Genomic DNA, 21,740 nt, shown 5'->3' on the forward strand with positions numbered 1-21,740 from the left:
GTGCGCACAGCGTGGTGAGAACGCGAAATCGATCCACGCGAGCGGGTCGGCTCACGGTCCTGGGGTGCCGGTGCCCGGCGTGACGTCCTCGTGGGCGGCGCGTTCGATGTCCGCGAAGAGGCTCTGCCGTTCCGGCGGGCCGAGATAGGTTCCGCGGCTGACGACGGCGTGGATGCGGCGGCTGTTGGTGATCGTGACGAGGGGATCCGCGTCCAGTACGACAAGGTCGGCGTCCTGGCCCGCGGCGACCGTGCCCGACCGCGGGCGCCGCGCGCACCGGGCCGCGTCACGGGTCGCTGCCTGCAGGGCCCGTTGCGGGGACAATCCGGCACGCACCAGCAGCTCCAGTTCGTCGTGTGCCGCGAAGCCGGGGAACGTGTACAGGTAACCGCTGTCGGTACCCGCCGCCATCGGTGTGCCGTCCGCGGCCAGCTCACCGACGAGCTGCAGTACCGCTTCGAAATACGCCGCCTCCCGCGCGATCCGCTCCGGCGGCCACTCCGGCCACGCCGACGCCAGGTCGAGCCATTCCTGACGGACCGAGCGGGGCAGGTAGCGGTCCGCCAGCCCTTGCAGCACCGGGTCGCGCGGCAGCTCCCGCGGCGGCGAGGACGTCCGCGACAGCACCGCCAGCGTCGGCACATGCCAGGCACTGCAGGCGGCGAACCGGCCCGCGAGGTCCTGTGTCATGGCCTTGCTGTGGGTTGCGACAGCGGCCCGGTCGAGCTCGGCGAGCGCGCCCGGCCAGCTGCCGGTGTCCGCCGGCAGCCCCGCCAGCCGGGCGTAGAACTCGTCCCTCCGCTCGGACGTCGAAGCGTGGAAGGCGTACATGTGCTCGACCGAGTGCTGACCACGGGCGAGCACCTCCGGCACCGGCAGCTGGATCGGCACGTGACCGCCGTAGGGCAGCCCGTGGCGGCGCGTCTCGGCCGCGATCGCCGCGTGGATGTCCGGGCTCATGAACGAATAGACCTTGACGAGGTCGGCATGGACCGCGACGGCGTCCCGCACCGCGTCGCGGACTTCGGCGAGGGTGCCGACCCGCCGGTGAACGTCGACGAACGAGTTCCCGCCGTCGAGGATCTCGCTCGCGATGACCATCCTCGGCCCGGCCAGCTCGCCCCGCGCGATCGCACGGGCCACGTCGTGCGTCTCGGGCCTGCCGTCCATGTCCCGGATCGACGTGACACCGTTGACGAGGTGCAGCGGAGGGAAGGTCCGCTTCAAGGTGCTGTAGTGGGCGTGTGCGTCCCACAGTCCGGGGATGACGAACTTCCCGCGCAGATCGACCACGCGCACCCCCGCGACGGCGGGCGCGGCCACACCCCGCCCGACGGCGGCGATCCGGTCCCCGGCAAGGACGATCGTCGCGTCGTGCGTCGGCGACGCGTCGGTGCCGTCGATCAAGGTGACGTGCGTCAGCACCGTCACGTTCCCCGCGGCTTCGGCGTCGTCGGCTGAGAACGTGCTCGCCGCGGCCCCGAGCACACCGCTTCCCAGCCACGCGAGAAAAGCTCTGCGATCCACCGTCATGACCCCACCCCCGGAACCCCATCCTCCTCCGGGAAGCGGACGCGGGCCAGACCCGATGGTCCGTGAAGGCCTCCTTCACAGCGCTGAGCGCCGGTAAGGAGGCCTTCGCGGACTTGGCGAAACGCTAAGCGGTCGGCGGCTGGTAGACCTTCGTGAGCTTTCCGGCCGCGGTGCGGTCGAGCAGCCACAGGGTCCGCCGGTGCCCGCGCGCGCCGGCCACCGGAAGCTGGACCTCGCCCGCTCCGGCGAGTGCCAGCGCCACCGCGTCGGCCTTCGCCTCGCCCGCGGTCATCAGCCACACGTCGCGCGAACGTCGGATGGCGGGCAGGGTCAGCGAAACCCGGGTCGGCGGCGGCTTGGGACAGTTCCGGACCGCCACCACCGAGCGCTCGGTCTCGTACACCGCGGGCGACTCCGGGAACACCGACGCGGTGTGCCCCTCGCCGCCCAGCCCCAGCAGCATGATGTCGAACGACGGGACGTCGCCGTGGTCCTCCGGGCCCGCGCCGGCCGCGAGCACCTCGGCGTAGGCGGCGGCAGCTGCGTCGACGTCATCGCCGAATTCGCCGTCCGACGCCGCCATCGCGTGCACGCGCTTCGGGTCGAGTGGGACGTGGTCGAGCAGGGCCTCGCGGGCCTGCTTCTCGTTCCGCTCGTCCGAATCCGCCGGGACGAACCGCTCGTCGCCCCAGTAGACGTCCAGCCGCGACCAGTCGATCGCGTCCCTGGCGGCCGAGTCCCGCAGTTCCTTCAGCACCGCGATGCCGGTCCCGCCACCGGTGAGCACCACCGACGCGGATCCCTTGGCCGCCTGCACATCCACGAGCCGGGTGACCAGCCTGGCCGCCGCCGCGGCGGCGAGCAGATCGGCATTGGCGTAGACGACGACCTCGGTCTTGCTCATGACCCGGCCTTCCCCGCGGCCGCCTTCGCGGCTGGTTTCCGCTTCGCCGCGGTGGTGGACGAAGCCGCCTTGCTGTTGGTCCCGGCCGAGAACTTGCCGAGGCCCTTCAGCGCGGCCTCGTACACCTCGTCGGTGTCGAGCCTGCGCAACTCCTCGACGAGGCAGTCCGGCGTGTCCCGCCGCTGCAGCGAGATCCGCCGCGTCGGCTGGCCCGGCTGGGTCAGCGTGCCCACGCGGCCGTCCGGCCGGTGCAGCACCACCGCGCCCGAGCGGCGTTCCAGCGACACCGAGATGATGCCCTGCGCGCTGGAGCTCTTGACCCGCTTCACCGGCACCTTGAGGTACTCGGCGAGCCAGCCCGCGAGCAGCTCCGTCGACGGCGAGTCCGCCTCGCCGGTCACCGTGGCGCCGGTGACCTTTTCGTACGGCGGAAGGTCCAAAGCGGACACCAGCTGGGCACGCCAGCGGGTGAGCCTGGTCCACGCCAGGTCCGTGTCACCGTCCACATAGGACTTCGCGCGGGTGGTGAGCGCGCGGACCGGGTTCTTCTCCGCCGCCGAGTCGGTGATCCGGCGCTGGGCCAGCTCGCCGAGCGGATCCTTGGCCGGTGACTTCGGGCCGGCGCCCGGCCACCAGGTCACGATCGGCGCGTCCGGCAGCAGCAACGGAACCACCGCGCTCTGCCCCTGCGAGGCCAGCGGCCCGTAGAGGCGCAGCACGATGACCTCGCTCGCCCCGGCGTCCCCGCCGACCCGGATCTGGCCGTCGATGCGCGGGGCCGCCGTGCGCGCGCCCTTGGCCACCACGATCACCCGCGACGGGTGCTCACGGCTGGCCTCGTTCGCCGCCTCGATGGCCTCTTCCAGCTTGTCGTCGTCGTCCGCGACGATCACCAGCGTCAGCACGCGGCCCAGCGCGACCTGACCGCCGCGTTCCCGGATCTCGACGATCTTCTTGTTCAGCTGCGACGTCGTGGTGGACGGCAAATCGACAATCACGGTCGCCTCCAGTTCCGGCCCGTGCGCTCCAGCATGTGATCGGCCGAAGGCGGACCCCATGTCCCCGGTGGATACTGCTCCGGCGCGGTCCCCAGCTTGGCCCAGTGGTTGATGATCGGGTCGAGGATCTCCCAGGAGAGCTCGACCTCCTCGTTCACCGGGAACAGCGAGGGCTCACCGAGCAGCACGTCCAGGATCAGCCGCTCGTAGGCCTCGGGGGAGGACTCGGTGAACGCGTGCCCGTACCCGAAGTCCATCGTGACGTCGCGGACCTCCATCGTGGTCCCCGGCACCTTCGACCCGAACCGCAGCGTGATGCCCTCGTCCGGCTGCACCCGGATCACCAGCGCGTTCTGCCCCAGCTCCTCGGTCGAGGTCGAATCGAACGGCAGATGCGGTGCCCGCTTGAACACCACGGCGATCTCGGTGACGCGGCGGCCGAGCCGCTTGCCGGTGCGCAGGTAGAACGGAACCCCCGCCCAGCGGCGGTTCTTCACCTCCAGCGTCACCGCGGCGTAGGTCTCGGTCGTCGAATCCTTCGCGAAACCGGCCTCCTGCAACAGGCCCGGCACCTTCGTGCCGCCCTGCCAGCCCCCGGCGTACTGCCCGCGCGCGGTGGTCTGGTCGAACGGGCCGAGCGGCTCGGTCGCGGCCAGCACCTTGATCTTCTCCGACCGCAGTGCCCTCGGCTCGAACGACAGCGGCTCCTCCATCGCGGTGAAGGCGAGCAGCTGCAGCAGGTGGTTCTGGATGACGTCGCGCGCGGCGCCGATGCCGTCGTAGTATCCCGCGCGGCCGCCGAGGCCGATGTCCTCGGCCATGGTGATCTGCACGTGGTCGACGTAGTTCGCGTTCCAGATCGGCTCGAACAGCTGGTTCGCGAAGCGCAGCGCCAGGATGTTCTGCACCGTCTCCTTGCCGAGGTAGTGGTCGATGCGGAACACCGACTCCTCGGGGAAGACGTCGTTCACGATCCCGTTGAGCTCCTTGGCGCTCTTGAGATCGTGCCCGAACGGCTTCTCGATGACCACGCGGCGCCAGGTGTCGGCGTCGGCGTTGGCCAGCCCGGACCGGGCCAGCTGCTTGGTGACCACCGGGAACGCGCTCGGCGGGATCGACAGGTAGAACGCGGTGTTGCCGCCGGTGCCGCGTTCGGCGTCGAGCTCACGGACCGTCTCGGCGAGCCTGTCGAACGCGTTGTCGTCGTCGAACGTGCCCTGCACGAACCGGATTCCCTCGGCGAGCCGGTTCCACACCGACTCGCGAAAGGGCGTCCGCGCGTGCTCCCGCACCGAATCGTGCACCAGCTCGCCGAAGTCCTGGTGCTCCCAGTCCCGCCGGGCGAACCCGACGAGCGAGAACCCGGCGGGCAGCAGGCCGCGGTGGGCCAGGTCGTAGATCGCGGGCATCAGCTTCTTGCGGGCCAGGTCGCCGGTGACGCCGAAGATCACCAGGCTGGACGGCCCGGCGATCCGGGGGAGCCGCTTGTCCCTCGGATCGCGCAGCGGGTTCTTCCAGTTCACTCCCCGGCCTCCTGTACCGCCCGGACCAGTTCGGCCAGGCCCGCGGCGCGGTCGGTCAGGTGCAGGCGCAGCACCGGGCGGCTGTGCTCGGCGAGCACCTGCCCGTCCCCGAGCGCCTGCGCGTGCTGCAGCTGCCCCAGCGTGTAGGGCCGCTCCGGCACCGCCAGGTCCTCGGCGACCGCGCCGGTGATCTGCAGGAACACGCCGTTCTGGTGGCCGCCCTTGTGGTACTGGCCGGTCGAGTGCAGGAACCGGGGTCCCCAGCCGAACGTCGTCTGCAGCCCGGTGCGCTTGGCGATCTCGGACCGCAGCAACGCCGTCGACGCGTCGTCCAGCCGATCGAGGTAGGCCTGCACCGCGATGTAGCCCGCGTCCGGCGCCGACGCGAAGAACGCGCGGAGCACATCGCCGAGCTTTCCTTCGGTGGCAACACCTTCCGAACCGAAGATCTCCACCACACCGTCCACATTGGACGCGGTCTCGCCGCCGGACAGCTTCGCCGGGTCGTCCAGCAGCGCGCGTGCCGCCTTCTTCGCCGCCTCGACGTCGGGCTGGTCGAACGGGTTGATCCCGATCAGCCGACCCGCGAGCGCGGTGGCGAACTCCCACAGCAGGAACTGCCCGCCGAGCGGGCCCGAGGTGGCGACCTTCGCCGCACCCGCGGCCGGGCCGACCGCCACCGGGGTGGCGTCGGACTCCGCGTCGGCGAACCCGGGTGCCTCGACGTTCTCGACCGCGACCGGCAGCAGCCCGGTGCCGAGCTTGCCGGTCGACTCCGCGATCAGCTGCTCGGCCCAGTCTCCGAAGCCGTTGATCCCGGAACCGGTGTCGGCCAGCACGACCTTTTCGGCACCGGCCGCGTGCGCGGCGGCCCAGGCGGCGGCGAGCCGGATCGCCGGGTTGTCCGCCGAGTCCGTGGCGAGCTGCTCGGCCGCCGCGGCGGCCTGGTCGAGCAGCCGCGCGACGTCCACCCCGGCCAGCCCGGCGGGCACCAGCCCGAACGCGGTGAGCGCCGAGTAGCGGCCGCCGACGTGCGGATCGGCGAGGAAGGTCTTGCGGTAACCCTCCTTTTCGGACAGTTCGGCCAGCGGCGAGCCCGGGTCGGTGACGACCACGATCCGCCGCGCCGCGTCGATCCCCGCCTCGGCGAAGGCCTTCGCGAAGATCCGCCGGTGGCTGTCGGTCTCCACGGTGCCGCCGGACTTCGACGACACCACGATGACCGTGCGCTGAAGATCACCGGCGAGCGCGTCGGCGACCTGGCCCGGGTCCGTGGTGTCGAGCACCGTCAGCGCGACGCCTTCGGTCGCGGTGATCACCTCGGGGGCGAGCGAGGACCCGCCCATCCCCGCGAGGACCACCCTGTCGACACCCTCGGACCGCAGCTCCGCGAGCAGCGTCTCGATTTCCCCGATCAGCGGCCGCGACGTCTTGTGCAGCGACGTCCACGAGAGCCGGATCGACGCCTCCGGCTCCGCGTCCGCGCCCCACAGGGTCGCGTCCTGCGCGGCGAGCTTCGAGGCGGCCTTGTCCGCCACGAGCTGCTCGACCAGGGGTGCCGCCTTGTCCGCCAGTTCGGCGTCGACGATCTCGACGCCGGTCACATCCCCTGCCATCGTGCCTTTCAGCCCTTCGCCTCGGCCAGCTGTCCGGTGACGGTGTCCAGCAGCTCCTGCCAGGACTTCTCGAACTTCTCCACGCCCTCTTCCTCGAGGACCTTGAAGACGTCCGGGATGTCGATGCCGGCAGCGGAGAGCTTGTCGAACACCTCCTGCGCCTGCGCGCCCTTGCCGGTCACCTTGTCGCCTTCGATCTCGGCGTGGTCGGCGACCGCGTCGAGGGTCTTCTCCGGCATGGTGTTCACCGTGTCGCCCACGACGAGCTGGTCGACGTAGCGGGTGTCCGAATAGGACGGATCCTTGACCCCGGTGGACGCCCACAGCGGACGCTGCGCGTTGGCGCCCTCGGCGGCCAGCGCCGACCAGCGGTCCGAGGTGAACAGCTTCTCGAACGCGGCGTAGGCGAGCAGCGCGTTGGCGATCGCCGCCTGGCCGCGCAGTGCCTTGGCCTCGTCGGTGCCGATCTTCTCGATCCGCTTGTCGATCTCGGTGTCCACACGGGACACGAAGAACGAGGCGACCGAGTGGATGCCCTTGAGGTCGTGGCCGTTGGCCTTCGCCTGCTCCAGCCCGGCGAAGAAGGCGTTGATGACCGCCTCGTAGCGCTCGACGGAGAAGATCAGCGTGACGTTGACGCTGATGCCCTCGGCGAGCGTCGCGGTGATCGCGGGCAGACCCTCTTCGGTGGCCGGGATCTTGATCAGCACGTTCGGCCGGTCCACGGTCTTCCACAGGTCCTTGGCCTCGGCCACCGTCTTCGCGGTGTCCTTGGCCAGGCGCGGGTCGACCTCGATGGACACCCGGCCGTCGACGCCGTTCGTGGCGTTGTAGACGTCGCGGAAGAGATCGGCCGCGTTGCGGACGTCGGTGGTGGTCAGCTCGCGGACCGTGCCGTCCAGGTCGGCGCCGCGGGCGGCGAGGTCACGGACCTGCGCGTCGTAGGCCTCGCCCTTGGACAGCGCGTTGGCGAAGATCGTCGGGTTCGTGGTCACGCCGACGACGTGCTTGTCGCGGATGAGCCCGGCGAGGTTGCCCGAGTCGAGGCGCTCGCGCGAGAGGTCGTCCAGCCAGATGGAAACACCGGCTTCCGACAGTTGCGCGAGCCGATCAGTGGTGCTCATGACTCTGTCCTTCCCAGTGGCGCGCAGCGCCTCCGTTGAGGGTGGGTGGAGGGGATGAGGCGGCACATCCCCTTCGGAAATTCAGGCGTTCTTGGCTTTGGCGAGGGAACGGCGAGCCGCGTCGACGACGGCCTCGGCGGTGAAACCGAACTCGCGGAACAGGGTCGCGGCGTCGGCCGAGGCGCCGAAGTGCTCGATCGACACGTTCTCACCGGCGTCGCCGGTGAACCGGATCCACGACTGGGCCACGCCGGCCTCGACCGACACGCGGGCCTTGACCGACGGCGGGATGACCGCGTCCTTGTAGGACTGCTCCTGCTTGTCGAACCATTCGACACACGGCATCGAGACGACGCTCGCCGGGATGCCGCCTGCCTCCAGGGTTTCGCGGGCCTTGACGGCCAGCTGCACCTCGGAACCGGTGGCGATCAGCACGACCTCCGGGGCGCCGTTGGACGCCTCGGCCAGCACGTAGCCGCCCTTCTTGACGCCCTCGGCGTCGGTTCCCTCCAGCACCGGCACGTTCTGCCGGGTCAGCGCGATCCCGGACGGGTGCTCGGTGTCCTCGAGCACGGCCTTCCACGCGTAGGCGGTCTCGTTGGCGTCCGCCGGGCGGACGACGTTGAGGCCGGGGATCGCGCGCAGCGCGGAAAGCTGTTCGATCGGCTGGTGCGTCGGGCCGTCCTCGCCGAGGCCGATCGAGTCGTGCGTCCACACGTAGGTGACCGGCAGGCCCATCAGCGCGGCGAGCCGGACCGGCGGGCGCATGTAGTCGGAGAAGATCAGGAACGTCGCGCCGTAGGGCCGCGTGCCGCCGTGCAGCGCGATGCCGTTCAGGATCGAGCCCATCGCGTGCTCGCGGATGCCGAAGTGGAGCGTCCGGCCGTACGGGCTGGTCTTCCACATGTCGGTGCCGGCCTCGGCAGGGCCGAACGAGTCGGCGCCCTTCATCGTGGTGTTGTTGCTCTCCGCGAGGTCCGCGGAGCCGCCCCACAGCTCGGGCAGCGGCTCGGCGAGCGCGTTGAGCACCTCACCGGAGGCCTTGCGGGTCGCGATGCCCTTGGCGTCCGGCTCCCACGAAGGCAGCTTCTCGGCGAAGCCCTCGGGCAGCGCGCGGGTGGCGAGCCGGTCGAACAGCGCCTTGCGCTCCGGGTTGGCCGCGGCCCAGACGTCGAACTTCTCCTGCCACGCGGCGCGCGCGGACTTGCCGCGGTCGAGGGCCTGGCGGGTGTGGGTGATGACCTCGTCGTCGACCTGGAAGTTCCGCTCCGGGTCGAAGCCGAGGATCTTCTTGACCGCCGCGACCTCTTCGGCGCCCAGCGCGGCGCCGTGCGCCTTGCCGGTGTTCATCTTCGTCGGCGCCGGGTAGCCGATGATCGTCTTCAGCGCGATGAACGACGGACGCGCCGTCTCGGCCTTCGCGGCCTCGATGGCGGCCTCGATCGCGACGACGTCCTCGCCACCCTCGACCGTCTGCACGTGCCAGCCGTAGGCCTCGTACCGCGCGGCGACATCCTCCGAGAGGGCGATGTTCGTGTCGTCCTCGATGGAGATCTTGTTGTCGTCGTAGAAGACGACCAGGTTGCCCAGCTGCTGGCGCCCCGCGATCGACGACGCCTCGGAGGTGACGCCCTCCTCGATGTCGCCGTCGGAGGCGATCACGTAGACGAAGTGGTCGAAAACGCTCTCACCGGGCGCGGCGTCCGGGTCGAACAGGCCGCGCTCGCGGCGGGCCGCCATCGCCATGCCGACCGCGTTGGCCAGGCCCTGGCCGAGCGGGCCGGTGGTGGTCTCGACGCCCTTGGTGTGGTGGTACTCCGGGTGACCCGGCGTCAGCGAGCCCCACTTGCGCAGCTGCTTGAGGTCCTCCAGCTCCAGGCCGAACCCGGCGAGGTACAGCTGGATGTAGAGGGTCAGGCTGGAGTGCCCGGCCGACAGTACGAAGCGGTCGCGCCCGGCCCAGTGCGGGTCCGCGGGGTCGTGCCGCAGCGTGCGCTGGAACAGCGTGTAGGCCAGTGGCGCCAGGCTCATCGCGGTGCCGGGGTGCCCGCTGCCGCAGTTCTCCACCGCGTCCGCGGCGAGCACCCGGACGGTGTCCACGGCGCGAGTGTCGGTTTCGGTCCAGTCGGCTGGCACGGCACGCCGGAGGAGGGGGTTGTTCTCGCTGGTGGAGGCGGTTACGGACACTGAGATCGAACTCCTCGTCATGAGGTTGTGCTGGTTTCCGGTACTTCGCTGGTGCCTGGCGTGCTGCCTATCTATCTCAATCGATCCGGAAGAGACGATATTCCTGCTGGCAGCCTCGCGCAGGGCAGGACGCGGGCCCTCGCCGCCAGCCTAGTGGTTCGCCTCCGGCGGGACCCGCGATCACCCACGGGAATCACCACGTCTAACATCGGTTCAGGGTTCAAGCAGGCAGGTGCCACCACGTACACCGCGAGCCTGCACCCGCCCGAACTGACACAGGGAGTGAAATGTCGTTGGTGAACGCTGCGCACGGACGCAGTGACGACACCAGCGCCGTCCGCCCGACCGGTGAACCACCGCGGGGTGGCAGGCGAACCATCCGCCAGGTGGTCGGTGCCTACGCCGCACTCGCCAAGCCGCGGGTCATCGAACTCCTTCTGGTGACCACGATTCCCGCGATGTTCCTCGCGGGCCGCGAGATCCCGTCGCCGTGGCTGGTGCTCGCCACGCTGCTCGGCGGGACCATGGCCGCGGGCAGCGCGAACGCGCTCAACTGCGTCATCGACGCCGACATCGACAAGGTGATGAACCGCACGAAGCGGCGTCCCCTTGTCAAGGATTCGGTGCCCCGGCGCAACGCGCTGATCTTCGGGCTGGTGCTCGGTGTCGCGTCGGCCGCCGTGCTGTATCTCACGGTGAACCTGCTCTCGGCGATCCTCGCGATCGCGACGATCCTCTTCTACATCTTCGTCTACACCCTCGGCCTCAAGCGGCGGACTTCACAGAACGTCGTGTGGGGCGGCGCCGCCGGCTGCATGCCGGTGGTGATCGGCTGGGCCGCGGTGACCGGCACCGTGCAGTGGCCCGCGTTCGTGATGTTCGGCGTCATCTTCTTCTGGACCCCGCCGCACACCTGGGCGCTGGGCATGAAGTACCGCGAGGACTACGAACGCGCCGGTGTCCCGATGCTGCCGGTGGTCGCGACCGAACAGCACGTCGCCCGCCAGATCGTCATCTACTCGTGGGTGATGGTGGCCTGGACGCTGCTGCTGCTCCCGGTGACGTCCTGGCTGTACGGCACTTTCGCGGTGCTGGCGGGTGCCTGGTTCCTCTTCTACGCGCACCGGCTGCAGGCCGCGGTCCGCCGGGGCGAGCAGACCAAGCCGATGTCGTTGTTCCACCGCTCCAACACGTACCTGATGATCGTGTTCGTGGCGCTGGCCGTCGACTCCGCCATCGGCCTCCCGGTCCTGGGCCTGCCCTTCTGATTCTTCGCGACGTGCCGTTAAGGCCACCTTTATGGGCGTCAGACGCCCATAAGGTGGCATGAGGGTACTTCTTCGGGGGTCATGGTGTCGATCATGCTCCGTCGCTGGTCAGAGGTCCGAAACCGGATCTTGAAACGAGCACCGACGGGTCTGTGGGCATGAGCTTCGCCCACAGAGCTTGATCGGCTCCGTTCCCCCGGGTTACCGTCGGCCCTTCGCAGGGATCGCCGCGCGTGCGCGATGCGAAGGGCCGATCCCCGATGGCAGCGAAGACACGGAAACCCAGGCGTGGTCTGGGCTACAGCATTGAGGAGATCCACCGGAAGTCCGGCACCAAGTACCGGACCTACGTCTGGAACGCCGTCGCGCAGAAGAAGGAATGGGCGCGGGATGTCGACGGCGGAACCATCTTCGACTTCTACGAGCAGGCGGAGGCCGCCGCGATCCTGCTCCTCAAGCGGGTCGACGACACCTGCACCGAGGCGGGCATCCCGGTCCAGCGTCAGAAGGGTCGACTGACGTTCAAGGAGTACGGCGACCTGTGGGTGGTCGACCAGCCGGGCACAGTCAGAACCCGGAAACAGCGGGGCTACTGTCTGAACGCGCTCAACCGAAAATTCGCCAACCGCTGGATCGACGAGATCACCGAGGCTGAGTTCCGAGCCTGGGATGCCGCCGGCCCGATCGGCCGCCCGCAAATAGAAACGCGCCCCCTCCTGGCCTTCGGGCCGGGAGGGGGCTTTTTGCGTTTCAAGGCTCTATTTCCTGGCCAGTTCGCGACGTCCGGCCTCGGTGAGCGTGTAGTAGCGCTGACCCCCCGCCTGCGAGGGCTCGTCCCACCCGTCGGTGAGCCAGCTGCGTTGCAGCAGCGTCGTCAGCATCAGATTCAGCCGTGGGCTGTGTACGTTCGCCGCGCGCCGCAGGAATCCGCCGTAGAAGCGGGCGTCGTCGTCGCCTGCGAGAAGCACGGCTGCCAGCCTTCGCATTTCCCGGGTCGACCGCATGGCCTGATTCTAGACCTCGTCGTCCGGATCTGGCGGCTCTGGCTGCCAGCGGAACAGGCTCGACCGGTAGGTGCCGCCCGGTCGGGTCGGGCCGGTCGGCTGTTTCGGAGGGTAGCTCCCCGCAGAGCCGAGGGCTACGTTGCCCGCCTGGCCTCCGGCGAGGCAACTGCGTCGGTCGCGCAGACGCGACATCGGCCTCTTGAGCATGGGCGGCTCCTTAGCGCTTCGGGCGCGGCGGCTGTATCGGCCGGGGTTGCGGGCCGGGGTTGTCGCGTGTGGGCGAGCTGGGCCTGTCCTTACCTGGCCCCGGCCTCGTGGGCCCGGGTCCTGCGGGATTGCGCGGCATCGACCGTCCTCGGGTTCGGTACGTGGGCAGGTGGAACCCGGCCGCCGCGCCGACGAGGGCACGGGGCAGCGACCGGTGGTCTATGAATCGAGCTGATCCCGCAGCTCGTCGGCGCGCTCCAGGAGTTCGCGGCCCAGGGCGGAGTGGGCTTCGCCGAGCAGCCGCAGTCCCTCGGAGAACCTCGCGTCCTCGTACTGGACCGTCAGTAGGCGGAGCACGATCTCCCCGAACTCGGAGTTGATCCGCGAGAGACGCGCGAACAGCTCTCGATCACGCTTCTCCACGTCGCGAAACCCCCTTCCGGAGGAGCCCCTGGGCGCGCAGCGCCTTTCGGGTCGCGGCCATCACGCGCCGTTCGCGCCTCTCGCAGATGCGCCCGGGGATCGGTCGGACCCCTCCGTGCGGTCACGCTCTCTCGGTCGTGCCGTTGGGGGTACCAGCGGTCCTCTTCGCACCAGGGGAGCAGGAACGTGGGCCAGTCGCTCTCGACCTGCTCCGTCCGGTACAGGTGCGCCAAGCCGTCGAGGAACGCGTGCCATTCGTAGGCTTCCGCTGCGCTTCGAAGCGCTCCGGGCGTCGGTCTCTCTTCGAGCGCGGTCATCGGAGTCTCTTCGGGTGCTCGACGTACGCCTGGCGCGCTGTCGCGCGCTGATCATGAGGAAGCTCGGAGATGCGACGGCCGGAGGTGTCGAAGAGGAACCGATCGGCATACTCCTCCCGGCGGCTGGCCGGGGGCTCCTTCGTCTCTTCCGTGGACGTTGCGCCCGTCTCGCACACACCTCCCGACTGGCGACCACTTGGTAATACAAGTACAACGAAGGACGCTAGCTCAACTTGGTAATACAAGTCAAACCCGCCGTGGAACGACGCGGTCAGACTGCACGGCAGGTGGGCCGCGGGAGGATTGGGCAACTTGTAGCATCAAGTGATGACTGAGGGCGGCGGCTCGTTCCCGTACCGGCGGATCGTTGACGACCTGCGCGCGGAGATCGCAGCGGGACGGCGGGCCCCTGGCGAGCGCCTGCCGTCGGAACACGACCTCGCGGCGCAGTACGCGGCAAGCCGTCCGACCGTCCGGCGGGCCATCGCGGTCCTCAAGGCCGAGGGGTTGGTGGTCAGCGAACAAGGGCGCGGCATGTTCGTCCGCTCCACTCCGCACGTCCGTTTGCTCCTGTCCGGCGCAAACTATCGAAAGCATCGGAATGCGGGATTGCCTGGCTTCAATGCCCAGGTTCGCGAACAAGGTCAGGTGCCGGAACAGCGCCTGCTCGACGTGATCACCATCCCGGCAAGCTCCGAAATAGCACAACGCCTGAACCTTGCCGAGGATGAACAAGTTGTCGTCCGAAAGAGACTGTTCATGATCAATGGTCAACCTGTCGCATTTTGCGACAGCTACTACGCTGAAGCGATGGTCAGAGGAACGGCGATCACGCAATTACGCAGGATCAAAGGTGGCGTCAACGGCCTAATCGAGGATTCTGCGGGTCCGATTCGCCGCCGTCTCGCCAGGTCGGTGGATGAGCTATCGGCAAGAATGCCTTCAAGGAATGAGCTTGACGGCCTTCAGTTGGCGACCGGAGTCCCTGTGGTCGACATTGTCAGGACGGTGTACGACACGAACGGTAATCCAGTTGAGGTGCAGCACACCGTTGCGGCCGCTGACCGTCACCAGTTTCAGTACGAGGTATCGATGACATGACCTCTGCCACTGGCCAGCAGCCACGGATCCGCCTGGGCCTTTGCTTGTCCTTGACGGGGAGATTTGCGCGTTTCGGAAGGCAGGTCGCCACGGCGTTGCAGGTGTGGCAAGGTCTAGATGGGTCGGTGGACCTTGTCATCGAGGACGACGAGAGCGATCCACGTACCATTGAACAACTTCTTCCTCAGATCGACAAACGCAGCGATGTCATGCTCGGTCCATACGCCACGAATCTTACAAGGGTGGCAAGCAGGATTGCGTCGGAAAACGGACGGATTCTCTGGAACCACGGCGGATCCGGCGACGATATCCAGGCTGCACATTCCGGAAGTCTGGTGTCGGTATTGACGCCGACTTCGCGGTACGCGAAGCCATTCGTAAAACATCTCTCAACTGCGAATGCCCCGCCACCGTTACTCGTCATCGCCCGCGGCAGAGGTGCGTTCGGCCGACAAGTTGCAGCAGGCGCCTCGCGTGACGTAGAAAAAGTGGGAATTCATGTCTTTGAGCTGAGTTCGGAGCAGGAATTGCCGGAGATAGAAGGCGACTGGGCACTGTTCTCTGCCGGAACGTTCGAGGACGATTCTGCCAACGTAAGACGAGCGCGAAAGATGACGAATCGTCCGTCAGTCGTATGCTCGGTTGCCGCTGGTGTGCGCGAATTTGGCGACGCCGTCGCGGATTCCCGCGAAACCTACGGCATAGCGCAATGGTTTCCGGGCACGACGACACCCTGCCCCGACATCGGGCCGACGGAACGGGACTTTCTCGCCGCCTACGCGAAGACTGGGCAGCCGACACCCGACTACCCGGCCGTCCAAGCTGTCGCGGCGGCGGCTCTGGCGACTCACTGTGTGACGCTCGCAGGGGCCACGACGCGTCTCGCTCTCTGGGAAGCGGCGACGTCGCTGGACACCACAACCCTGTTCGGCCGATTCAAGATCGACCCGGCAACGGGTGTGCAAGTGGCTCACGAGACCGTCCTCCTGCGATGGACGGCGGCGGGCATCGAACCAGCGACGCCCGCCAATCCGCCCACGTAGCCGAGCCAGCGGCCGACAAGTCGCTCGGAGACATTGCTCACGCAGGTCACAAGTACATAACCAAATGACGGTTCGCCTTTGATGCTTGTACCTCTTGGACATTCGCCGTGTCGTATCGACTTCGCGGCCATCTCGAAGGGGCACCTGGGCAACCTGCCCGGGTGGCTCCTTCGTCGTCTGGCTGCCTTGGGGTGCCGCTCTTACACTCTGGCGCAGTCGCCGCCGGCTTCAGGAGGCGCCATGCCTGCCGCGCCCGCCCAGCCCAGCTACGCCTCCGGCACCTTCGACATCTCCCTTCTGGGCGACACCGTGGGTGACACAACTTCGACCGCGCCGTCGCGGCCTCCGGCGAGCACTCCGCCCGGTACCGCAGCTCGCGAAGATTCGCTACTAGCGATGGGCAAAGTGTGGGCATAGACCCGAAACTCGCTGGTCAGGGTCTGACATAGAATCGCAACTAGGTGAGACAGTTCTGATAGGATGTGTGCAGGTGAGAGAGCACATCACCCCGAAAACGCCAGGTCAGCACCGCAGTTGTCCTGTAAAGGTGGCCTTAACGGCACTCGCCGGCGCCGCCCCGTGCGGAACTCCCGTTGGACCGGGTTCTGACCGCTGTCGGTGAGTTCGTCCGGACGGGCCGTCGGCCGGAATCCGTGACCTGGACCCCTGGCTGAGGGAAACGATCCCGCATGAGTTTCCGCTCCATCTGGGACAGCTATCCCGACGACCCAGCCGGTCACATCGGTGGTGAGAACGTCGTCGTGAGCACTGCCGCCGAGACGGACCAACTCGTGGAGCGACTGCGGTCACCGCGAGCCGGTACCGCGAAAGTCTGGGGACCGGATATCAGGCAGGACGTCTGGACCGGTCAGCTTCTTCACGTCGGTGTGCACGGGAGCTTCGCCTACATCTCGTACACCTCGGACTCGGTGGGAATGGTGTCCGCGGACGGCGATCCGGAATCGCCGGAGTACGACTCGCCTGACGAAGAGTTCCCGCCGGGATCGGGACTGCCAGTCGGTGTCGTGGCGGCCGGGCTCAAGGAATTCCTTGTCAGCGGCACGCGGCCTCGGGCCATTCCCTGGGCCGCTGCCGCTGGGGAGCTGTGACCGGGTGTCCTCGGACAGCCTGCGGACAAGTCTCGGCGATGCCTCCGACAGGGTGGATTTGTCACTGCTGGTGGCGCCGTGCGGATACCTTTGAGTAATCGGACCATTACACGGTCCAGGTCTTGCCGATCGAAGCCAGTCTCCATCCTGGTGTTGTTGGGGCATTCACGGTTCTGGAGTACGACGCCGAAGCGAGCTTGGTGTTGCTGGAGAACAAGGTGTCCAGCCTGTTCCTGGACGAGCCGGAACAGATCGAGGTGTACACGCAGTCATGGGAGATGCTCGTCGGTCTTGCGCACGGCCCGGACAGGTCCGTGAAGCTGATCGAGGCCGCCGCCAAGCGCCTTGCCTGAGAGATCGTGAGATCATGGGTGCATGAAGTCGCAGGATTTCTCCAGTCCCCACTGGTTCAAGAGCAGCTACAGCAACGACTCTGCCAACTGTGTCGAGGTGGCGTTCGGGGAGGTGGCCGTCGGCGTCCGGGACTCCAAGGCCCCTGCCTTGCCCGCGCTGACCGTCCCGGCCGCCGTGTGGTCCGCGTTCGTTCGTGAGCTGAACCATTAGTACCGAGGAACTCGCTCGCGAGCAGGACTACGTCACCACGCTCTACCGCAAGCTCGACGCCGAACGCGCCGAGGCACAGCGCAGGCTCGACGAGATCCTCCGGCAGACCGGCGGCACCCCGCAGGCGCGCACCGAACGCGACGTCGCGACGACGCTGTACACCGATCGGCTGGCCCAGCTGGGCTCGGTCGAGCAGGGGCTGTGCTTCGGGCGGCTCGATTTCCTTCCCGGCCACGCCGAGGAGACGACGTACATCGGCAGGCTCGGCCTGTTCGACGAGGACGACGACTACAAGCCGCTGCTGGTCGACTGGCGGGCGCCGGTCGCGCGGCCGTTCTACCTGGCGACCGCGGCGTCTCCCGAAGGCGTCCGGCGGCGCAGGCACATCCGGTCGCTGAGCCGCAAGGTCACCGGCCTCGACGACGAGATCCTCGACCTCACCGCCGCCGACCAGGGCCAGGATCTCGGCCTGGCGGGCGAGGCCGCGCTGCTGGCCGCGCTCGAACAGCGCCGCACGGGTGAGATGAGCGACATCGTCGCCACGATCCAGGCCGAGCAGGACCGGATCATCCGCGCGCCGCTGGGCGGGGTGATGGTCGTGCAGGGCGGGCCCGGCACCGGCAAGACCGCCGTCGCCCTGCACCGCGCCGCGTACCTGCTCTACACGCACCGCCAGCAGCTCACCACGCGCGGCGTGCTCGTGGTCGGGCCGAACAGCACGTTCCTGCGCTACATCGGCCAGGTCCTCCCGTCGCTGGGGGAGACCGGCGTGCTGCTCGCCACCGTCGGTCAGCTTTACCCTGGACTCGACGCCGTCGGCACCGAGTCCCGCGAGGCCACCGAGATCAAGGGCCGGATCGTCATGGCGGACGTGCTGGCCAACGCCGTCCGCGACCGCCAGCGGGTCCCGGAACCCGTGCTGGAGATCGAGTACGAGCGCGACGTGCTGCGGCTGGACCGCAAGACCTGTGTGGACGCGCGGACGCGGGCCCGCCGCTCGCGCCGTCCGCACAACCTCGCGCGGCGGCTGTTCGTCTCCGACGTCCTCGACGCGCTGACCCGCCAGGCCGCGCGGAGGCTGGGGGAGGACCTGCTCGACGCGCGTGACGTCCAGGACATCCGCGCGGAACTGGCCGCGGACGCGAACATCGCGGCGGCACTGGATTCGCTGTGGCCGACCCTCACCCCAGAGGGCGTGCTCGACGACCTGTTCGCCGACCGCGAACGCCTCGACAGCGCGGCGTCGAAGCTGCTGACGGCGGAGGAACGCGCGCATCTGGAGAGCGGCCGGGACGCCCAGTGGACTCCGGCCGACGTCCCGCTCCTGGACGAACTCGCCGAGCTGCTCGGCGAGGACGACACCGAGGCCCGTGTCGAACGCAAGCGCCGTGAGCGCGAGGATCGCGCGTACGCCGAGGGCGTGCTGGACATCCTCGAACAGGACGAGGAAATCATCGACGAGGAACTGCTGCGGGTGTCGGACGTGCTCGACGCCGAGCTGTTCGCCGAGCGGCAGCAGGCCCGCAGCGAGCTGACCGCCGCCCAGCGCGCCGCGCAGGACCGGACCTGGACCTTCGGGCACGTCATCATCGACGAGGCGCAGGAACTGTCCGCCATGGACTGGCGGCTGCTCATGCGCCGCTCGCCCAACCGCTCGATGACGCTCGTCGGCGACGTCGCGCAGACCGGCGCCGCCGGCGGCGCGCGCACCTGGGACGAGGTGCTCTCGCCGTACGTCGCGGATCGCTGGCGCCTCGAACAACTCACCGTGAACTACCGCACGCCCGCCGAGATCATGGCCGTCGCGGCGCGTGTGCTGGCCGAGGTCGACCCCGCGCTGGAAGCGCCGTCTTCCGTGCGGGAGAGCGGAATCCCGCCGTGGTCGGTGGTCCCGGCAGACGTCGAGGCCGAGCTGCCGGGGCTTGTCGGCGCCGAACTGTCCGCTGTGGACGGTGGGACGGTGGCGGTGCTCACCCCGGCCTCGCGGCTCGACGACGTCCGCGGGCTGCTCGCCGATACCGGCGACCGGGTGAGCGTGCTCACGGTCGAGCGGGCGAAGGGCTTGGAGTTCGACGCCGTGCTGCTGCTCGCCCCGGACGAGATCGTCGCGGACTCGCCGCGCGGCCTCAACGACCTCTACGTCGCGCTCACCCGGGCGACCCGGCGGCTCGGCGTGATCTCCAGCGGATCGACGGTTCCGGCACTGTCCGTGCTTGGCTAAGGTGCGCGGCATGCAGAAAATCGGCAAGATCGCCGCGATGGGCGCCGTGCTGGCCACGGCCACCCTCGCACTGACCGCGTGCGGCCAGAAGGACACCCCGGCCGCCGCGTCCCGCGAGTGCACCGCGGACGACATCAAGACCACCGGGAAGTTCGGCGAAGCGCCGACGATCACCATCCCGGACAACTGCACTCCGCCGAAGAAGCTCATCACCAAGGACCTCTCGCCCGGCACCGGTGAGGGCGCGAAGCCCGGCCAGCAGCTGGAGATGAACTACACGCTGGTCACCTGGTCGGACAAGCAGAAGCTGGACAGCTCCTTCGACCGCGGCAAGACGTTCCCGCTGCCGCTGGGCGCCGGCAAGGTGATCCAGGGCTGGGACCAGGGCCTCGTCGGCATCCAGCAGGGCGCGCGGCGCCTGCTGATCATCCCGCCCGACCTCGGCTACGGCGAGGGCGGCCAGGGCATCAAGCCCAACGAGACCCTCGTTTTCGTGACCGACGCCGTCAAGGTCTCCGGCGACTCGGGTCCGTGATGCCCAGTCCGTGAATGCCGCATTGGGGTTTCTCGGTAGGTGCGGGGGTGTGGTTTTGCTGGTGGGTGCTTTCCGGGGGCTTGGTGGTGTGGTGAAGGGGTCCTTCACGGCATGCGGCGGGGTCCGGGGCGCGTGTCGCGAACGCGCCGTTCGGGACGCTCATCGTCGGCAACGGAGCGTTCGCGACATCGGGCGAACGGAGTCGGCGAGCGCGGGGAAGTCCGAGGGACGCCCTGGGTGCATCCACCGCACCCAGGAACGCCCTTGTCACACCCCAGACCAGCGCACCGAAGACGTCCTACAGCACCTCCGGCAGCACACACGGCCCCAGAACCCTTAGCGAGAAAACCTCCTTGAGGGACTCTGATTCCCTCAATGTGGCATTCACGGACCATGGCGGTGCGCTTCAGCGGGCGCGGGCGACGCGGCCTTCGTCCCAGACCGGCTCCGGGGTTTCGCGGACGACGCCGTCGGAGCCGAAGACGAGGTAGCGGTCGAACGACTTGGCGAACCAGCGGTCGTGGGTGACGGCGAGGACGGTGCCTTCGTAGGTTTCGAGGCTGTCCTGCAGGGCTTCGGCGGATTCGAGGTCGAGGTTGTCGGTCGGCTCGTCCAGCAGGAGCGCCGTGGTGCCCGCGAGTTCGAGCTGGAGGATCTGGAACCGCGCCTGCTGGCCGCCGGACAGCTTGTCGAAGACCTGGTCGCCTTGCCGTTCCAGCTCGTAGCGGCGTAGGACGGCCATCGCGGCTCCGCGGTCCTTGGCGTGTTCGGTCCAGAGGATGTCGGCCAGCGTCCGCCCGGTCAGCTCCGGGTGGGCGTGGGTCTGGGCGAAGTGCCCGGGGACGACCCGGGCGCCGGTCTTCCACACGCCGGTGCAGGCGACGTCCTCGCCCGCCAGCAGCCGGAGGAAATGCGATTTGCCCGAGCCGTTGGAACCGAGCACCGCGACCCGTTCGCCGAAGAAGATCTCCAGCGAGAACGGTTTCATCAGCCCGGTGAGTTCGAGGTGTTCGCAGGTGACGGCGCGGACGCCGGTGCGGCCGCCGCGCAGCCGCATCCGGATGTCCTGCGGCCGCGGTGGTTCCAGCGGCGGGCCCGCTTCCTCGAACTTCCGGAGGCGGGTCTTGGCGGCTTTGTAGCGGGAGGCCATTTCGTCGCTGCGCGCGGCGTACTGCTGCATGTCCAGTACGAGGCGTTTGAGCTGGGCGTGTTTCTCGTCCCAGCGTCGCCGGAGTTCTTCGTAGCGGGCGAAGCGTTCCTTGCGTGCCTCGTGGTAGGTGCCGAACCCGCCGCCGTGCATCCAGGCGTCGCTGCCCGCGGGGCCGGGTTCGACGCTGACGATCTTCTCCGCGGCTCGGGCGAGCAGTTCCCGGTCGTGGGAGACGAAGAACACGGTCTTGCGCGTCTCGCGAAGCCGGTCTTCGAGCCAGCGCTTGCCCGGGACGTCGAGGTAGTTGTCCGGCTCGTCGAGCAGCAGGACTTCATCGGGGCCGCGGAGCAGCGCTTCGAGGACCAGGCGTTTCTGTTCGCCACCACTGAGCGTCCGGACGAGGCGCCATTGGGCTTTCTCGTAGGGCACGCCGAGCGCGGCGGTAGTGCAGACGTCCCACAGCGTCTCGGATTCGTAGCCGCGTGCTTCGGCCCAGTCGGCCAGTGCCTGCGCGTACTTCATTTGCGCGGCTTCGTCGTCGACGGTCATGATCAGTTCCTCGGCGGCGTCCACCGCGGCCGCGGCGTCCCGGATCCGTTGGGGTGCCACCGAAATCAGGAGGTCGCGGACGGTGCGTTCGTCGCGCACCGAGCCGACGAACTGGGCCATCACGCCGAGCCCGCCGGAGACGGTCACCGACCCGGCGTGGGGCTGCAGTTCGCCGGACAACAGCCGCAGCAACGTGGTTTTCCCGGCGCCATTGGGCCCGACGAGCGCGACGACCGCCCCGTCGGAGACCCGGAACGAGACGTCGTCGAGCAACGTCCGCCCGTCCGGCAGGATGTACTCGACGTGCGCTGCCTCCAGATGGCCCATGGTCGCGGAGTGTAGTGACCGGGCCGCCGGAACGCCC

At 68.7% G+C, this 21,740-nt stretch carries 17 protein-coding genes and 2 pseudogenes; 9 read left to right on the plus strand and 10 right to left on the minus strand.

Annotated features, from left to right (window positions below; genetic code table 11):
* Positions 1 to 51: 51 nt before the first annotated feature.
* The 7 genes from ACFW0G_RS11415 to tkt form a co-directional block, all read right to left on the minus strand.
* A complete protein-coding gene (locus ACFW0G_RS11415) occupies positions 52 to 1,533 on the minus strand; it encodes an amidohydrolase family protein (RefSeq protein WP_378324893.1) in 1,482 nt (493 codons plus the stop codon).
* 124 nt (positions 1,534 to 1,657) lie between these two features.
* Positions 1,658 to 2,437 carry a 6-phosphogluconolactonase gene (gene pgl / locus ACFW0G_RS11420; RefSeq protein ID WP_378324894.1) on the minus strand — a complete coding sequence of 260 codons (780 nt, stop codon included), beginning with the start codon at positions 2,435 to 2,437 and terminating at the stop codon, positions 1,658 to 1,660.
* Positions 2,434 to 3,435: a glucose-6-phosphate dehydrogenase assembly protein OpcA gene (gene opcA, locus ACFW0G_RS11425; RefSeq protein WP_378324895.1), complete on the minus strand. Its 1,002-nt coding sequence runs from the start codon at positions 3,433 to 3,435 to the stop codon at positions 2,434 to 2,436. The genes pgl and opcA overlap by 4 nt, the downstream gene beginning before the upstream one ends.
* Positions 3,432 to 4,958 (minus strand): glucose-6-phosphate dehydrogenase, encoded by a 1,527-nt coding sequence (zwf, locus tag ACFW0G_RS11430; protein ID WP_378324897.1) that lies wholly within the window; start codon positions 4,956 to 4,958, stop codon positions 3,432 to 3,434. The genes opcA and zwf overlap by 4 nt, the downstream gene beginning before the upstream one ends.
* Positions 4,955 to 6,574 carry a glucose-6-phosphate isomerase gene (locus tag ACFW0G_RS11435; protein WP_378324898.1) on the minus strand — a complete coding sequence of 540 codons (1,620 nt, stop codon included), beginning with the start codon at positions 6,572 to 6,574 and terminating at the stop codon, positions 4,955 to 4,957. The genes zwf and ACFW0G_RS11435 overlap by 4 nt, the downstream gene beginning before the upstream one ends.
* Before the next feature lie 8 nt (positions 6,575 to 6,582).
* Positions 6,583 to 7,698: a transaldolase gene (gene tal / locus ACFW0G_RS11440; protein WP_378324899.1), complete on the minus strand. Its 1,116-nt coding sequence runs from the start codon at positions 7,696 to 7,698 to the stop codon at positions 6,583 to 6,585.
* 81 nt (positions 7,699 to 7,779) lie between these two features.
* A complete protein-coding gene (gene tkt, locus ACFW0G_RS11445) occupies positions 7,780 to 9,885 on the minus strand; it encodes a transketolase (protein WP_378324900.1) in 2,106 nt (701 codons plus the stop codon).
* A gap of 287 nt (positions 9,886 to 10,172) precedes the next feature.
* Between tkt and ACFW0G_RS11450 the strand changes: the two genes are divergently transcribed.
* Positions 10,173 to 11,153: a heme o synthase gene (locus ACFW0G_RS11450; RefSeq protein ID WP_378324901.1), complete on the plus strand. Its 981-nt coding sequence runs from the start codon at positions 10,173 to 10,175 to the stop codon at positions 11,151 to 11,153.
* Between the two features lie 758 nt (positions 11,154 to 11,911).
* On the opposite strand, the gene ACFW0G_RS11455 is transcribed toward ACFW0G_RS11450, so the two are convergent.
* Positions 11,912 to 12,157, minus strand: a complete 246-nt coding sequence (locus ACFW0G_RS11455) for a hypothetical protein (protein ID WP_378324902.1) — start codon at positions 12,155 to 12,157, stop codon at positions 11,912 to 11,914.
* A 426-nt stretch (positions 12,158 to 12,583) separates the two neighbouring features.
* On the minus strand, positions 12,584 to 12,787 hold the full coding sequence (locus tag ACFW0G_RS11460) for a hypothetical protein (RefSeq protein ID WP_378324903.1): 204 nt from the start codon (positions 12,785 to 12,787) through the stop codon (positions 12,584 to 12,586).
* 644 nt (positions 12,788 to 13,431) lie between these two features.
* On the opposite strand from ACFW0G_RS11460, the gene ACFW0G_RS11465 reads away from it, so the two are divergent.
* The 8 genes and pseudogenes from ACFW0G_RS11465 to ACFW0G_RS11500 all read left to right on the plus strand — a co-directional run bounded on the left by ACFW0G_RS11465 (position 13,432) and on the right by ACFW0G_RS11500 (position 19,677).
* Positions 13,432 to 14,205 (plus strand): GntR family transcriptional regulator, encoded by a 774-nt coding sequence (locus ACFW0G_RS11465; protein WP_378324904.1) that lies wholly within the window; start codon positions 13,432 to 13,434, stop codon positions 14,203 to 14,205.
* 125 nt (positions 14,206 to 14,330) lie between these two features.
* On the plus strand, positions 14,331 to 15,248 hold the full coding sequence (locus ACFW0G_RS11470) for an ABC transporter substrate-binding protein (protein ID WP_378324906.1): 918 nt from the start codon (positions 14,331 to 14,333) through the stop codon (positions 15,246 to 15,248).
* A gap of 578 nt (positions 15,249 to 15,826) precedes the next feature.
* Positions 15,827 to 15,922 (plus strand): annotated as a pseudogene (locus tag ACFW0G_RS11475) (Imm1 family immunity protein); the annotation flags it as partial.
* 15 nt (positions 15,923 to 15,937) lie between these two features.
* Entirely contained in the window at positions 15,938 to 16,357 is a 420-nt protein-coding gene (locus ACFW0G_RS11480) for an Imm1 family immunity protein (protein ID WP_378324907.1), read from the plus strand.
* 113 nt (positions 16,358 to 16,470) lie between these two features.
* Positions 16,471 to 16,710: pseudogene (locus ACFW0G_RS11485) on the plus strand (Scr1 family TA system antitoxin-like transcriptional regulator); the annotation flags it as partial.
* A gap of 22 nt (positions 16,711 to 16,732) precedes the next feature.
* Positions 16,733 to 16,921 (plus strand): DUF397 domain-containing protein, encoded by a 189-nt coding sequence (locus tag ACFW0G_RS11490; protein WP_378324908.1) that lies wholly within the window; start codon positions 16,733 to 16,735, stop codon positions 16,919 to 16,921.
* Positions 16,922 to 17,444: 523 nt separating this feature from the next.
* Positions 17,445 to 19,142: a HelD family protein gene (locus ACFW0G_RS11495; RefSeq protein ID WP_378324909.1), complete on the plus strand. Its 1,698-nt coding sequence runs from the start codon at positions 17,445 to 17,447 to the stop codon at positions 19,140 to 19,142.
* A gap of 10 nt (positions 19,143 to 19,152) precedes the next feature.
* Positions 19,153 to 19,677: an FKBP-type peptidyl-prolyl cis-trans isomerase gene (locus ACFW0G_RS11500; protein WP_378324910.1), complete on the plus strand. Its 525-nt coding sequence runs from the start codon at positions 19,153 to 19,155 to the stop codon at positions 19,675 to 19,677.
* Between the two features lie 406 nt (positions 19,678 to 20,083).
* Here the strand turns inward: ACFW0G_RS11500 and ACFW0G_RS11505 are convergent, their stop codons facing one another.
* A complete protein-coding gene (locus ACFW0G_RS11505) occupies positions 20,084 to 21,703 on the minus strand; it encodes an ABC-F family ATP-binding cassette domain-containing protein (protein ID WP_378324911.1) in 1,620 nt (539 codons plus the stop codon).
* Positions 21,704 to 21,740 lie beyond the last annotated feature (37 nt).

Source organism: Amycolatopsis sp. NPDC058986 (assembly GCF_042741125.1).
Taxonomy (GTDB): Bacteria; Actinomycetota; Actinomycetes; order Mycobacteriales; family Pseudonocardiaceae; genus Amycolatopsis.

Bases quoted from the DNA above. Each gene is read 5' to 3' on its own strand.
- ACFW0G_RS11495 (WP_378324909.1), top strand. From the start codon at position 17,445: ATGAGCGACATCGTCGCCACGATCCAGGCCGAGCAGGACCGGATCATC.
- ACFW0G_RS11450 (WP_378324901.1), top strand. From the start codon at position 10,173: ATGTCGTTGGTGAACGCTGCGCACGGACGCAGTGACGACACCAGCGCC.
- ACFW0G_RS11415 (WP_378324893.1), bottom strand. From the start codon at position 1,533: ATGACGGTGGATCGCAGAGCTTTTCTCGCGTGGCTGGGAAGCGGTGTG.
- pgl (WP_378324894.1), bottom strand. From the start codon at position 2,437: ATGAGCAAGACCGAGGTCGTCGTCTACGCCAATGCCGATCTGCTCGCC.
- ACFW0G_RS11480 (WP_378324907.1), top strand. From the start codon at position 15,938: ATGAGTTTCCGCTCCATCTGGGACAGCTATCCCGACGACCCAGCCGGT.
- ACFW0G_RS11455 (WP_378324902.1), bottom strand. From the start codon at position 12,157: ATGCGGTCGACCCGGGAAATGCGAAGGCTGGCAGCCGTGCTTCTCGCA.
- tal (WP_378324899.1), bottom strand. From the start codon at position 7,698: ATGAGCACCACTGATCGGCTCGCGCAACTGTCGGAAGCCGGTGTTTCC.
- ACFW0G_RS11505 (WP_378324911.1), bottom strand. From the start codon at position 21,703: ATGGGCCATCTGGAGGCAGCGCACGTCGAGTACATCCTGCCGGACGGG.
- ACFW0G_RS11490 (WP_378324908.1), top strand. From the start codon at position 16,733: ATGAAGTCGCAGGATTTCTCCAGTCCCCACTGGTTCAAGAGCAGCTAC.
- ACFW0G_RS11500 (WP_378324910.1), top strand. From the start codon at position 19,153: ATGCAGAAAATCGGCAAGATCGCCGCGATGGGCGCCGTGCTGGCCACG.
- ACFW0G_RS11465 (WP_378324904.1), top strand. From the start codon at position 13,432: ATGACTGAGGGCGGCGGCTCGTTCCCGTACCGGCGGATCGTTGACGAC.
- ACFW0G_RS11435 (WP_378324898.1), bottom strand. From the start codon at position 6,574: ATGGCAGGGGATGTGACCGGCGTCGAGATCGTCGACGCCGAACTGGCG.